General features: G+C 64.0%; 13 protein-coding genes and 1 riboswitch. Of the genes, 7 read left to right on the forward strand and 6 right to left on the reverse strand.

What is annotated here, in order from left to right; translation table 11 throughout:
- From cobU to LB557_RS21350, 3 genes are read right to left on the reverse strand one after another with little or no spacing between them, the layout of a single operon-like run.
- A complete protein-coding gene (cobU, locus tag LB557_RS21340) occupies nt 1-516 on the reverse strand; it encodes a bifunctional adenosylcobinamide kinase/adenosylcobinamide-phosphate guanylyltransferase (RefSeq protein WP_224713092.1) in 516 nt (171 codons plus the stop codon).
- The gene (locus LB557_RS21345; protein WP_224643517.1) at nt 509-1,312 is read right to left on the reverse strand and encodes a CbtA family protein; all 804 of its coding nucleotides are present in this window, start codon (nt 1,310-1,312) and stop codon (nt 509-511) included. The genes cobU and LB557_RS21345 overlap by 8 nt, the downstream gene beginning before the upstream one ends.
- 15 nt (nt 1,313-1,327) lie before the next feature.
- A complete protein-coding gene (locus tag LB557_RS21350; RefSeq protein WP_015317373.1) occupies nt 1,328-1,507 on the reverse strand; it encodes a CbtB domain-containing protein in 180 nt (59 codons plus the stop codon).
- A gap of 35 nt (nt 1,508-1,542) precedes the next feature.
- Nucleotides 1,543-1,742, reverse strand: a riboswitch (cobalamin riboswitch).
- Nucleotides 1,743-1,885: 143 nt separating this feature from the next.
- On the opposite strand from LB557_RS21350, the gene LB557_RS21355 reads away from it, so the two are divergent.
- The gene (locus tag LB557_RS21355; RefSeq protein WP_224643516.1) at nt 1,886-3,061 is read left to right on the forward strand and encodes an aromatic ring-hydroxylating oxygenase subunit alpha; all 1,176 of its coding nucleotides are present in this window, start codon (nt 1,886-1,888) and stop codon (nt 3,059-3,061) included.
- Nucleotides 3,062-3,064: 3 nt separating this feature from the next.
- On the opposite strand, the gene LB557_RS21360 is transcribed toward LB557_RS21355, so the two are convergent.
- Nucleotides 3,065-4,264 (reverse strand): MFS transporter, encoded by a 1,200-nt coding sequence (locus tag LB557_RS21360; RefSeq protein ID WP_015317371.1) that lies wholly within the window; start codon nt 4,262-4,264, stop codon nt 3,065-3,067.
- A gap of 236 nt (nt 4,265-4,500) precedes the next feature.
- Between LB557_RS21360 and LB557_RS21365 the strand changes: the two genes are divergently transcribed.
- Complete coding sequence (locus LB557_RS21365; protein WP_224643515.1) at nt 4,501-5,499, forward strand: heparan-alpha-glucosaminide N-acetyltransferase; 999 nt, start codon at nt 4,501-4,503, stop codon at nt 5,497-5,499.
- Nucleotides 5,496-6,002, forward strand: a complete 507-nt coding sequence (locus LB557_RS21370) for a methyltransferase family protein (protein ID WP_140661015.1) — start codon at nt 5,496-5,498, stop codon at nt 6,000-6,002. Before LB557_RS21365 ends, LB557_RS21370 begins: the two co-directional genes overlap by 4 nt.
- A 6-nt stretch (nt 6,003-6,008) precedes the next feature.
- Here the strand turns inward: LB557_RS21370 and LB557_RS21375 are convergent, their stop codons facing one another.
- A complete protein-coding gene (locus LB557_RS21375; RefSeq protein WP_006203215.1) occupies nt 6,009-6,395 on the reverse strand; it encodes a MerR family transcriptional regulator in 387 nt (128 codons plus the stop codon).
- A 139-nt stretch (nt 6,396-6,534) separates the two neighbouring features.
- A complete protein-coding gene (gene mgtE / locus LB557_RS21380; RefSeq protein ID WP_015317368.1) occupies nt 6,535-7,953 on the reverse strand; it encodes a magnesium transporter in 1,419 nt (472 codons plus the stop codon).
- Nucleotides 7,954-8,442: 489 nt separating this feature from the next.
- On the opposite strand from mgtE, the gene LB557_RS21385 reads away from it, so the two are divergent.
- The 4 genes from LB557_RS21385 to LB557_RS21400 all read left to right on the forward strand — a co-directional run bounded on the left by LB557_RS21385 (nt 8,443) and on the right by LB557_RS21400 (nt 12,504).
- Nucleotides 8,443-9,009 (forward strand): response regulator transcription factor, encoded by a 567-nt coding sequence (locus tag LB557_RS21385; RefSeq protein ID WP_051041364.1) that lies wholly within the window; start codon nt 8,443-8,445, stop codon nt 9,007-9,009.
- A gap of 124 nt (nt 9,010-9,133) precedes the next feature.
- A complete protein-coding gene (locus tag LB557_RS21390; RefSeq protein WP_224643514.1) occupies nt 9,134-10,324 on the forward strand; it encodes an aminotransferase class V-fold PLP-dependent enzyme in 1,191 nt (396 codons plus the stop codon).
- Between the two features lie 11 nt (nt 10,325-10,335).
- The gene (locus LB557_RS21395; protein ID WP_015317365.1) at nt 10,336-11,298 is read left to right on the forward strand and encodes an HpcH/HpaI aldolase/citrate lyase family protein; all 963 of its coding nucleotides are present in this window, start codon (nt 10,336-10,338) and stop codon (nt 11,296-11,298) included.
- Between the two features lie 21 nt (nt 11,299-11,319).
- Complete coding sequence (locus LB557_RS21400; protein ID WP_015317364.1) at nt 11,320-12,504, forward strand: malate--CoA ligase subunit beta; 1,185 nt, start codon at nt 11,320-11,322, stop codon at nt 12,502-12,504.
- Nucleotide 12,505: the final 1 nt, after the last annotated feature.

The following is a 12,505-nucleotide window of genomic DNA, read 5'->3' on the forward strand; positions in this document are numbered from 1 at the left end:
TCACTTCACCTTGAGCGGTAGCCCCGCCACCATGAGCAGCACCGTGTCGGCAATCGCGGCGACCCGCTGGTTGAGCCGGCCGGCATCGTCACGAAACCGACGCGCCAGCGCGTTGTCGGGCACGATGCCTTGCCCGACCTCGTTCGTTACCACGAACCACGGTCCGCGCGGCCGAGACAGCACGTCCGCCAGCCGCCGGCACGCGGCCTCGACGTCGTGATCGGCCAGCGTGTGGTTGGTCAGCCACAGCGTCAGGCAGTCGACAAGCACCGGCTGCCCGTCTGGCAACGCCTCCAGCGCTTCGGCGAGGTCGAGTGGCGCATCGGTGGTCGACCAGCCCTCACCGCGCCGCGAGCGGTGCAGCGCGATGCGCTCGCGCATCTCGTCGTCATGGGCTTGCGCCGTGGCGATATAGGCCCATGGCGAGGGCAATGCCGTCATCAGGGTTTCGGCGTGCGCGCTCTTGCCGGAGCGCGCACCACCGATGATGAAGGTCAGCCTGCCGCGATCAGGCAAAGCTGTCGCGCAGGCTGGTCGCCATGCCGGTGAAGCGCCTGCGCACCACGCCCACGATCGCGCCGAGCACCAGCCAGAACACCAGATTGGTCACCGTCACCGCCACCACGAACTGATGGTGCAGGCCTTCCGGGATCGGTGTTTCGAAACTGTCGGGCTGCGGCGCGCCGACGACATGCGGCGCGACGATCAGCAAGACGGCGAGGATGGTCAATGGCAGCGATCTGCGAAACACGATCAGGCCTAGGCCGATCGCGGTCGCGGCCGCCGTCGCCGTCCACCAGATCTGGCGCGGCAGAAGATCGGCCGCCGGCATTGCCGGCAGTTCCGGCTGCAGTCCGAGACCCGGTGCCAGTGTGAACACGGCAAAGCCGGCCAAGCCCCAGAACACACCTTGGCGCCAGTTGCCGACGCCGCCGAAGAACTCGGAAACCGCGACCAGGACCAGTGCGAAGCCGATGCCGGTGACGATATTGGCAACCACGCTAAAGGCGAAACGCTCGAAACCGTCGGCCGGCGCCCAGCCTTCGTCTTCCTCCGCCGGTGTCACGGCATCGGTGCCCGCGGGCGCGGCAGAGCTCATGGCATTCCCAGCGGGCGCCACCGTGCTCATGGCATCATTGGTCGCCGCTGGTGCGGCCGCGTGATCATGGTGGTGGCCGCCGCCGGCCCTTTCGTAGACTTCCGCCTTGAGGATCAGCGGCACGGTGGCATAGGCCTGCATGCAGGCGAGAACGACACCGGCCACGAGCCCCGCGATCGCCGCGACGAACACGACGTTGCGAAACAGATTCATGATGTCGGATCCTCGTTAGTGGCAGGGAAACGCCATCGAGTGGCGATAGTCGTGGGCAGCATTGTGGACCGCATCGATATGCGAGAAGCCGACAAAGCCGACGACGAAGATGCCGAGCAGCGCCGCGAGCGCGAGCTGCATGAAGCGCGACTGCGAGGAGACGGAGGCGCCGAGGGAGACGGAAGCGGTAGTCATGTCTTGTCCTTTCGCCCTCCACCCGAGGGCATCGAAGTCAGTTTCCTGTCGCCGGCAGGTCTCCTGGCTCGCGGATAAGCGCCCTTCCCCACCTTCCCGAAGAAAAATCTTCAGTGGCATATGGAGAGGACTACCGCACACAGTTGCGGGGGCAGCCACGGCATTGGGCAGGAATTCCTGCCCGCACCGCATTCCCTCTTGGCTCCAAAAAGGAACCGACGACATCGGGGACTATAGGGAAATTCGCCGCGCCCGGCAAACCAAATTCCGACAGCCGCCAGCGCAGGAGCGCCGTATCGGCGAAGCTGCCCTCATCCCGTCCCGATTGACAAACTTCATGGCCGGGTGTCGGCTGGCACCCCTCACGGGAAGCCAGCCATGCAGCCCAATGCCAGCGAGTGCGTGCCCTATAACGGCCTGACTCGAACCGAGCCGACGCTGCCCTCGTCGGCCTATTGGGACCAGGACAACTATCAGCGCGATCTCGACGCCATCTGGTACAGGAACTGGCTGCTCGTCTGCCGCGAGGCCGACCTTGCCCAGCCTTTGGCGTTCCGCACCTTCCGCGTCGGTACGCAGGAAATCCTCCTGCTGCGCGACGACACCGGCGAGTTGCATGCCTTCCACAACACCTGCCGGCATCGCGGCTCGCAGCTTTGCCAGGAAAGCCAGGGCCGGCTGAAGGCGCGGCTGATCACCTGCCCGTATCATGCCTGGTCCTATTCTCTGCGTGGCGATCTGGTGCGCGTGCCGTCGAAATCGCTGCCTGACGGCTTCGACAAGGCCGATCACCCGCTTTATCGCGTCGCGCACTCGGTGTGGCGGGGCTTCGTCTTCGTCAATCTTGCGGAAGATGCCGCCAGCTCGGCGCAATCCTCCTTCGACCCGGCCTCCGGCGACTTCGGCAACTGGCCGCTGGAAATGCTGGTATCAGGGCACGTGCTGCGCAAGGTGATGAACTGCAACTGGAAGATTTTTTGGGAAAACTTCAACGAGTGCCTGCACTGCCCGGGCGTCCACAAGGACCTGTCGCGGCTGGTGCCGATCTACGGCCGCGGCCTGATGAGCCGGCATGAGGATCCCGAATGGCTCCGCCACGCCGACAATGACGCGCCAGAATTCTCCGGCGGCCTGCGCGCCGGGGCTGAGACATGGTCGCGTGATGGGCAGACGCACGGGCCGATCTTCCCGAGCTTGACGCCGGCGGAACGAACCGCCGGTCAGACTTACTCCACCAACCTGCCGTCGATGTTCATTGTCGGCCATGTCGACTATGTCAGGACCGTGCGGCTTACGCCGCTCGGTCCCGAACAGACCGAATTGACCGCGGAATGGCTGTTCGCGCCCGAGGCGCTCGCTGAGACCGACATCGACAACATCGTTGCCTTCGGCACACAGGTGCTGGAGGAGGACGCGGCAATCTGCGAGGTCAACCAGAAGGGCCTGCGCTCGATGCGTCATACAGCTGGCGTGCTGATGCCCGAGGAGTACGACCTGCACCGTTTTCACAACTGGGTGCGCGAACGGCACGCTGCGCGCTCACCCGAGGCCTGAAGATCACAGCGACTTCGGCAGATATCGCCAGGTCATGAAGCCGCAAAAGGCTGCCAGTAGCCCAAGCGTGACGAACACCGAGCCCAGGCCGAAGAAGGCCAGCACCACCGAATAGACCAGCGGCGGCGTCAGTTCGGAAAAATCGAGATAGGTGCGGTAGACCGCCGCCATCTGCGCGCGCTCATAAGAGCGCACCGAGCGCATGAAGGCGGTCGAACCCAGCGCGTCGAGCGCGATGGTGAAGAAGGCGCCGCACAGCAGGAAGGCACCGGTGAGCAACGGCACGGTTTCGCCCACGGCACCGGCCGCCAGCAGCGTCGCCGACATGGCGAAATAGGCAAATGTCATGGTCCTGCGGCCGCCGAAGCGTTTCCCCGCCTTGCCCCAGAAGATCGCCATGAACAGCAGCGCGTTGCCGGCCGAGACCAGCAGGCCGCCGGCCAATTCGCCCTCGCCGGTGATGACCATGAACAGCGGTCCATAGACGAAGAAGGTCGTCCAGAAGCAGGAACGGCCGAAGGCTATCAGCCAGGCCAATCTCAGCCTCGGCTGGGCGACGAAGCGGCCGATGTTGGCGAGCGGATTGGCCGGTCGTGTCTTGCCCGGGCGGATCGACTGGTTGTCGCTCAGCCGATAGGTCCAGAACAGCGCCAGCAAAGCCATGGCGAACACCGCCACCGCGCCATGCGCGGCATAAATGCCGAAGCGCGTATAGAGAAAAATGCCGAGCGTCGGCCCGCAGGTCCAGGCAACCATCGACCACGCCATGCGCAGCGATTCGGCCTGCATGAAATCGGTCTTGCGGATGTGATCCATGATGTAGAGGTTGAGCGTGATCGACAGCGCGCTGGCGCCCATCACCCGGCACAGCATCCCGGCCAGTTGCCCGGCGAGCGTATGGGTGACGAAGAACAGCGAGCCGATAGCGAGCAGGCAGGCGCCCGCCGTGTAGACCCAGCGCCGCGCGAAGCGGCGGATCAGCATCGGCATGAATAAGGTCACCGACAGGCCGAGCAGGGACACGGCGGTGTAAAGTATGGAGACGATCTGCTCGTTGTGGAGAATCTCGTAGGCCTGGATCGGTATGACGCTCGACACCATGGCGCGGGCGAAGGATTCGACCGCGTAAAGCGAGGCGAAGGTGCGCGCATCCGCGGCCTTGAGGGCCGGAAGCCAGATCGGATGACGAACATGGGTGGACATTGCTTCCCCAAAGCAGAATCGCGGCGTCAAATCTGCCGTGGACATTTCAGGCCCATTAAGAGGAAACCGACGCACATCCGGCAAAAAGCGAAGCCGGTCAAAGGCTTTTCCGCGCTGGCCCAACCCGGCGGCTGGCGCGGACCCCGCCGCGCGGTGCAGGCCAAGGCGCCCGGTCTTCTTCTATCCGGTGCAACCGTGATAGTCGTCGTGGAGGGGCTGAATCAGATCGCGAGACCATGAGCATCCACACGCCGACCGTACCCGTCCCGCAGCCATCGAAGCGCATCGTCGCCATCGATATCTTGCGTGGCATCGCGCTGATCGCGATGGCGAGCTACCACTTCACCTGGGACCTGGAATTCTTCGGCTACACCGATCCCGGCCTCACCGCCTTCGGCTGGTGGAAGTTCTACGCCCGCTGCATCGCATCGACCTTCCTGTTCCTGGTCGGGGTCAGCCTCTATCTCGCCCATGGCCGGCAGATCCGCTGGAACGGCTTCTGGAAGCGGTTCGCCATGATCGCCGGCGCGGCGGTCGCCATTTCGGTCGTCACCCGCATCGCCACGCCCGACGGATTCATCTTCTTCGGCATCCTGCACGAGATCGCGCTCGCCAGCCTGCTCGGCCTCGCGTTCCTGCGCCTGCCGGCGCTGCTGACGCTTGCCGTCGCCGCGCTCGTCATCGCGGCACCAGTCTACCTGCGCTTCGAGGCCCTCGATCATCCCTGGCTCTGGTGGATCGGCCTGTCGGCGATCAATCCGCGCTCCAACGACTACGTTCCGCTGTTCCCCTGGTTCGGCGCCGTGCTTACGGGCATTGCGGTGGCGAAATTCGCTTCCACCTCCGGCATAAGGGCACGCCTGGCGAACCTGGCGCCCGGACGCTGGTCGAACCCGCTGGACTTCATCGGCCGCCACAGCCTGGCTTTCTACCTGGTCCACCAGCCGCTGCTGATCGGCTGCGTCTGGCTGTTCTCGCAAGTGATGCCGGCGCAGGTCGAAACCCCGCAGGTCAATTTCCTGAAAACCTGCCAGCGATCGTGCGAGCAGATGCGCAACGCAACCTTCTGTTCGAGCTATTGCGGCTGCATGCTCGAAACGCTCGAAGGTGAAGCCTCTCTTGATCGGCTCTTCAACAACGACCAGACTGCGGACTTCAGGGCGCATCTGTCCGATCTTGCCGCAACGTGCACCGCCAAGACCGACGACAAGATGACGGAGGGAGGGACACAATGATCGGGCCAAAGCCTGGGATCGAACCGAAGCCTGGGACCGGGCCGAAACCTGGGCTGATACCGTGGCCGCCGGTGATCTACGCCGCCGCCATCCTCATCAGTGTCGTGCTCGGCCTCTACATCCCGCTGCCCTGGATCGGCGATCTCCTTGGCGACATCCTGTTCGCCGCCGGCTGGGTGGCATTGTTCGCCGTGGCCGTACTCTGGTTCACAGCGATCCGCACCATGATACGGGCCAGGACCACGCTCAATCCCAACGCCGTGCCCGATCATCTCGTCACGACCGGCCCCTTCGGCGTCAGCCGCAATCCGATGTACCTGGCCAACACGCTGCTGTTGATCGGCGTCGCCTTCGTCTCGGGCATCGCCTGGTTCTTCCTGCTTGCCTTCGTCGCCGCCTTCGTCACCCAGAAGGTCGCGATCGAGGGCGAGGAAAAGATATTGGCGGCGAAATTCGGCAAGAAATACCGCGACTATGCAAAAAGAGTCCGGCGCTGGATTTGAGCAGGGCTACGTGTTGACGCCGAGCTCGACCAGCCGCTCGACGCAAGACTCCTCGGCCTGGTCGAGTTCGGCTAGTGTCTCCTCAAGGTCGCGACGTTTCTGCCTGAGGTCTTCGCGCTTTTCCTCGATGCGCTTGATCATCAGCTTGAGCTGCCCGACCTCGCCCGGCGGCTCCTTGTACATCTGGATGATCTCGCGGATCTCGTTGATCGAGAAGCCGAGGCGTTTTCCGCGCATGATCTGCCGGATGAGGTGGCGGTCGGAAGGGCGAAACAGGCGTGTGCGGCCGCGCCGCACCGGCTGCACCAATCCCTCGTCTTCATAGAAACGCAGTGTCCGCGTCGACACGTCGAATTCGCGGGTCAGCTCGGTGATCGAATAATATTCCCGCATTGTCACTCCCTGCCGGGATTCCAGGCGATCGCCATGCGGCGTCTCCCTTCTGTCCCGAACCAAACCCTTGTCCGCCGGAATCGACGCGACACCCCGCACAAGCCTCGCACGGCATTTACGTAAAAGTCAATTGAGACCGTTACCGGACGCCGAACCACCAGCTCGCGAGGCCGAGGAAGGCAAAGAATCCAACGACGTCGGTGACCGTGGTGACGAAAACCGCCGAAGCGACCGCGGGATCCACCTTGAACCTGTCGAGCAGCAGCGGGATCAGAATGCCGGCAAGGGCCGCCACGAACATGTTGATGATCATAGCCGCCGCGATGATGCCGCCGAGATTAGGGTCGTGGAACCAACTTGCGGCGACGATGCCGATCAGCACGGCGAAGACGATGCCGTTGATGAAGCCGACGCCCATCTCGCGGCGGATGATGCGGCCGGCGTTGTAGATGTCGAGATCCCTGGTCGCCAGCGCCCGCACGGTGACGGTCATGGTCTGCGAACCGGCATTGCCGCCCATGCCGGCCACGATCGGCATCAGCACGGCGAGTGCCACGATTCGCTCGATCGTGTGGTCGAACAGGCCGATCACCGATGCCGCCAGGAATGCCGTCAGCAGATTGACGAGCAGCCACGGAACGCGCGAGCGCGAGGTCGCCAGAATGCTGTCGGAGAGCTCTTCGTCACCGACGCCGCCCATGCGCAGCAGGTCTTCCTCCGCCTCCTGCTGGATGACGTCGACGACGTCGTCGATGGTCAGCACGCCGACCAGCCGCTCGTTCTCGTCGACGACCGCGGCCGACAGAAGGTCGTATTGTTCGAATTCCCGCGCCGCCTCTTCCTGGTCCATGGTGGCGGGAATGGCGTGCCGCGTCTCATGCATGACCTCCCCCACCTTGACCGCGCGCTTGGCGCGCAGGATCTGGTCGAGATCGATGGCCCCCAACAACTTGAAGGTCGGATCGATGACGAAGATCTGGCTGAAGCGGTCCGGAAGGTTCTTGTCCTCGCGCATGTAGTCGATGGTCTGGCCGATGGTCCAGAAAGGCGGCACAGCGACGAACTCGGTCTGCATGCGCCGCCCGGCGGTCTCTTCCGGGTAGTCGAGCGAGCGCCGCAGCCTGATCCGCTCGGTGAACGGCAGCTGCGACAGGATCTCGTCCTGGTCTTCCGGCTCGAGGTCTTCGAGAATGTAGACCGCGTCGTCGGAATCGAGTGCCTGCACGGCCTGCGCGATCTGCGCATTGGGCAGATTGTCGACGATATCCATGCGGATCGCCTCGTCGACTTCGGTCAGCGCGGAAAAATCGAAGTCGGCGCCCAGCAGCTCGACCAACGCGCGCCGCTGCTCGGGATGCAGCGCCTCGATGAGGTCGCCAAGTTCCGACTGGTGCAGGTCGTCGACTTCGCGCTTGAGTGTCAGCGTGTCGCGGTCGGCGATCGCCGCACCGATCTGGGCAAGGAAGGACGAAAGAACCGCGCCGTCCTCGCCATAGATGTCGGCGTGGGCGTCGTCAGCCGCCTTGGCGGAGGTCGTCTGCTTGTCCTGGCCTTCCACCAGCGTCTCCAGCCATCAGAATCCCGGAAAGGTTGCCAGTCAGGTCTAGACCATGATTCCGAAAAGTGGAAATCGGTTTTGGGTCCGACCACAAACAAGAAATTTGGAGCGGCGGCATGATTCGATTTCGCAGCCCGTCGCTCCAACGCACGGGAATTCCAGCCGAAAAGTCCCGCTTGCGCAACGGCGTCGTTTTCCGCCGACGCGACATTGTCCGGCGTGCGCGACTTGGTCGATTCCGTCAAAAGCGGGTGTGCTTGTGGCCCGGCCACGCGACAGCGCATGTCGCTGGGGAAAGAGCACCCGTGCGCGATTGGGGCAGAATTGTCATATGCAGGTCCAGGCATCGGCTGGACCCCCAAGCCGCAACAAAAAAGCCGGAAGCCCTTGAAGATCAGGTCGCGGACAGAAAACAAGGCAATCGACGAGCGGCGCGTTCGCGTGGTCGTGGCCGAACGCAATCCGCTCGTCATATCGGCTCTGCGCGAAATGCTGGACTGCGACGGGCGCTTCGAGCTTTTGGCCTCCGTACAAAGCGGCAGGCATTTCCTGGAGCTGGCAGCGGTCCAGGAGTTCGATGTCGCCGTGATCGGCTGGAAGCTGTCCGACATGGACGGCGCTGATGTCCTGGCCGAGGTCCAGGCCCGCAAGCTCGACGTTCGCATCGCGGTCTTTTCAAACGACCATGACATCGGCATCCTGAAACAGTGCGTGCGCCTGGGGGCCCAGGGCTACTGCTTCCAGTTCGACGATCCCGCCATCATCTTCGACACGATCCTGGCTGTCGCGCACGGCCGCATCTGCATCCCCTATATCGACATCAACAAGGTCAACGATACGCCTCTATCCCGGCTTACCGTGCGCGAGCGTGAACTGCTGGCGGTATTGTCCGACGGCTGGACCAATTTGCAGATCGCCACCCGGACCGGCATCTCCGAAAATACCGTGAAGTACCATCTCAAGAATCTGTACGACAAGCTGGACGTCCGCAACCGCGCCATGGCGGTCGCGCTCTATTCACGAGAGAGGCGTAGCCAAAGGCAGCCTTTCGGGTAGGGCGACCGGGTAGGCCATACCCACCCGCATGCGGTGAGATCTTACCCGCCAAGGTGTTGTTGGCATTGGCCCTCGAAACGAAACTCCCCACCACCGCTTTGCTGGATCAGGAGGAGTTCGCATCATGGCCGGTTTCACCCATCTTTTCATTCCCGGGCCGACCAACATCCCCGAGCAGGTACGCCAAGCGATGAACCTGCCGATGGAGGACATGCGCGCGGCCACCTTCCCCGACCTCACCCTGCCGCTGTTCGAGGACATCAAACGGATCTTCAAGAACGAGACCGGCCGCGTCTTCATCTACCCGTCCTCGGGCACCGGAGCCTGGGAAGCGGCGATGACCAATGTGCTCAGCCCAGGCGACCGCGTTTTGATGTCGCGTTTCGGCCAGTTCTCGCATCTGTGGGTCGACATGGCCGAACGGCTCGGTTTCGAGGTCGACGTCATCGACTGCGAATGGGGAACCGGCGTTCCGCTGGAACTCTATGCGGAGCGGCTGAAGGCGGACAAGACGCACCGCATCAAGGCGATCTTCTGCACCCAGAACGAGACGGCGACAGGCGTTACCAGCGACGTCGCCGGCTGCCGCGCCGCGCTCGACGATGCGAACCACCCTGCCCTTCTTTTCGTCGACGGCGTCTCGTCAATCGGCTCGATCGACTTTCGCCAGGAAGAATGGGGCGTCGACTGCGCCGTCAGCGGCTCGCAGAAAGGCTTCATGCTGCCGGCCGGCCTTGGCTTCCTGTCGGTGAGCAGGAAGGCGCTCGTCGCTTCGAGAACCGCCACCCACCGGCGCTGCTTCTTCTCCTTCGAGGACATGATCCGCGCCAACGATGCCGGCTATTTCCCCTACACGCCGGCGACACAATTGCTGCGCGGCCTGCGCGCCTCGCTCGACCTGATCGCCGAGGAAGGGCTGGAGACCATCTTCTCCCGGCACCATCGCCTCGCCGAAGGCGTGCGCAAGGCGGTCGACGCGTGGGGCCTGAAACTCTGCGCCAGGGCGCCAAAATGGCATTCGGACACGGTCAGCGCCATTCTCGTGCCGGATGGCATCGATAGCGGCGACGTCGTCAAGCGCGCCTACCAGGCTTACCAGACATCGCTGGGCGGCGGCCTCAACAAGGTGTTCGGCAAGGTTTTCCGCATTGGCCATCTCGGCTGGCTGAACGAGGTGATGGTGCTGGCCTCGCTTTCGGCGGCGGAAATGGCGCTGCTCGATTGTGGGGTCCGGCTGGCACCGGGCTCCGGCGTCGGCGCCGCCATCCAGCATTTCCGCGCCTCGGCCGCGGTGCCGGTCGCCGAAGCCGCCTGAGGGAGTTGACGATGAGCCACACCATTAACCACCTCAAGAAACTCAGGCTGCAGCGCAGCGAGCTGGCGGTTCCAGGCTCCAGCCCGGAGATGATCGACAAGGCGGCCAACAGCGCCGCCGACTTCGTCTTCCTCGACATTGAGGACGCCGTCGCGCCGCCCGACAAGGAACGCGCACGCAAGAACATCATCCAGGCGCTGAACGACATCGACTGGCGCGCCAAGGGCAAGACCGTCTCGGTGCGCATCAACGGGCTGGACACGCACTACATGTACCGCGACGTTGTCGACGTCATGGAGCAGGCCGGCGACCGGCTGGACACCATACTGGTGCCGAAGGTCGGCGTTCCGGCCGACCTCTACATGGTCGAGGCCATGGTCAACCAGATCGAGATGGCCAAGGGCTTCAAGACCCGTGTCGGCCTGGAAGCCCTGATCGAGACCGCGCTCGGCATGGCCAATGTCGAGGCTATCGCCGCCACCCCTGGACGGCTGGAAGCCATGCATTTCGGCGTTGCCGACTATGCGGCAAGCTGCAAGGCGCGGACCGTCAATATTGGCGGCCTCAATCCCGACTATCCCGGCGACCAGTGGCATTTCGCCCTGTCGCGGATGACCGTCGCCTGCCGCGCCTACGGCCTGCGCGCCATCGACGGACCGTTCGGCGATTTCTCCGACCCGGAAGGCTACAAGGCGGCCGCCAGACGCGCCGCCGCGCTCGGCATCGAAGGCAAATGGGCGATCCATCCCTCGCAGATTGCCTTGGCCAACGACGTCTTCTCGCCGCCGGAGAAGGAAGTCACGCGCGCCCGCCGCATCCTCGAAGTGCTGAAAGAGGCGGAGGCGCAGGGCAAGGGTGCCGCCGCACTCGACGGCAAGATGATCGACGCCGCGTCGGAACGCATGGCGCGCAACGTTCTGGTGGTCAACGACGCCATCGAACGCGCCGGCCAACAGCACGTCGCGGCACTTTGACGATTTGGGGAGGAGAAAAGAATGGACATCCACGAATACCAAGCCAAGGAACTGCTCGCCCGGCATGGGATCCATGTGCCGCGTGGCGGCCTGGCCTACAGCCCCGAACAGGCGACCTACCGGGCGCGCGAGATCGGCGGCGGCAAATGGGTGCTGAAGGCGCAGGTTCATTCCGGCGCGCGCGGCAAGGCCGGCGGCATCAAGCTCTGCGCCAATGACGAGGAAATTTCCAGCGCCGCCGAAGCCATGCTCGGGCGCAAGCTGGTGACCCACCAGACCGGCCCGCGTGGCAAGCTGATCTCGCGCCTCTATCTGGAGGAAGCCGTCGACATCGCGCAGGAACTCTATCTCGGCTTCGTGCTCGACCGCAAGGAAGAGCGCGTCATGATCGTGGCCTCGGCCGCCGGCGGCATGGAAATCGAGGAGATCGCCGAGAAGGCACCCGATTCGATCATCCGCGCCACCGTCGATCCCGGTGTCGGCATGCAGCGCTTCCAGGCGCGCGAGATCGCCTTCGGGCTCGGCCTGGAGGACAGCCTGATCGGCAAGGCGACCGAGACCATCTTCAGCTGTTACCAGGTGTTCCGCGACTACGACGCCTCGATGCTGGAGATCAATCCGCTGGTGGTGACCCGCGACGGCAGCCTGGTAGCGCTCGACGCCAAGATGTCGTTCGATGAGAACGCGCTGTTCCGGCGGCCCGAAATCTCCGAATTGCGCGACAAGAGCCAGGAAGATCCGCGCGAGACCTTCGCCAGCGACCGCGGCCTCTCCTATGTCGGCCTCGACGGCAATATCGGCTGCATCATCAATGGCGCCGGGCTCGCCATGGCGACGATGGACATGATCAAGATCGCCGGAGGCGAGCCGGCGAACTTCCTCGACATCGGCGGCGGCGCTTCGCCCGAGCGGGTCGCGAAATCCTTCCGCGCCGTGCTCGGCGACAAGAATGTCGAGACCATCCTGGTCAACATCTTTGCCGGCATCAACCGTTGCGACTGGGTCGCCGAGGGCGTCATCAAGGCGATCCGCGAGGTCGGCGTCAACGTGCCGCTGGTGGTGCGGCTGTCCGGCACCAGGGCCGAGGAAGGGCGCAAGATCCTGGCCGATTCCGGCGAGGCGGTGATCGTCGCCGACACGCTCGCCGAAGCCGCCGAAAAAGCCGTCGCCGCCTGGCGCGTGGCCACCAACAAAAAAGCAGCCTGAG

It is taken from the genome of Mesorhizobium sp. BR115XR7A, assembly GCF_020165315.1.
GTDB lineage: Bacteria > Pseudomonadota > Alphaproteobacteria > Rhizobiales > Rhizobiaceae > Mesorhizobium > Mesorhizobium australicum.

Bases quoted from the DNA above. Each gene is read 5' to 3' on its own strand.
- LB557_RS21345 (WP_224643517.1), bottom strand. From the start codon at position 1,312: ATGAATCTGTTTCGCAACGTCGTGTTCGTCGCGGCGATCGCGGGGCTC.
- LB557_RS21350 (WP_015317373.1), bottom strand. From the start codon at position 1,507: ATGACTACCGCTTCCGTCTCCCTCGGCGCCTCCGTCTCCTCGCAGTCG.
- LB557_RS21355 (WP_224643516.1), top strand. From the start codon at position 1,886: ATGCAGCCCAATGCCAGCGAGTGCGTGCCCTATAACGGCCTGACTCGA.
- LB557_RS21360 (WP_015317371.1), bottom strand. From the start codon at position 4,264: ATGTCCACCCATGTTCGTCATCCGATCTGGCTTCCGGCCCTCAAGGCC.
- LB557_RS21365 (WP_224643515.1), top strand. From the start codon at position 4,501: ATGAGCATCCACACGCCGACCGTACCCGTCCCGCAGCCATCGAAGCGC.
- LB557_RS21370 (WP_140661015.1), top strand. From the start codon at position 5,496: ATGATCGGGCCAAAGCCTGGGATCGAACCGAAGCCTGGGACCGGGCCG.
- LB557_RS21375 (WP_006203215.1), bottom strand. From the start codon at position 6,395: ATGCGGGAATATTATTCGATCACCGAGCTGACCCGCGAATTCGACGTG.
- LB557_RS21385 (WP_051041364.1), top strand. From the start codon at position 8,443: ATGCTGGACTGCGACGGGCGCTTCGAGCTTTTGGCCTCCGTACAAAGC.
- LB557_RS21390 (WP_224643514.1), top strand. From the start codon at position 9,134: ATGGCCGGTTTCACCCATCTTTTCATTCCCGGGCCGACCAACATCCCC.
- LB557_RS21395 (WP_015317365.1), top strand. From the start codon at position 10,336: ATGAGCCACACCATTAACCACCTCAAGAAACTCAGGCTGCAGCGCAGC.
- LB557_RS21400 (WP_015317364.1), top strand. From the start codon at position 11,320: ATGGACATCCACGAATACCAAGCCAAGGAACTGCTCGCCCGGCATGGG.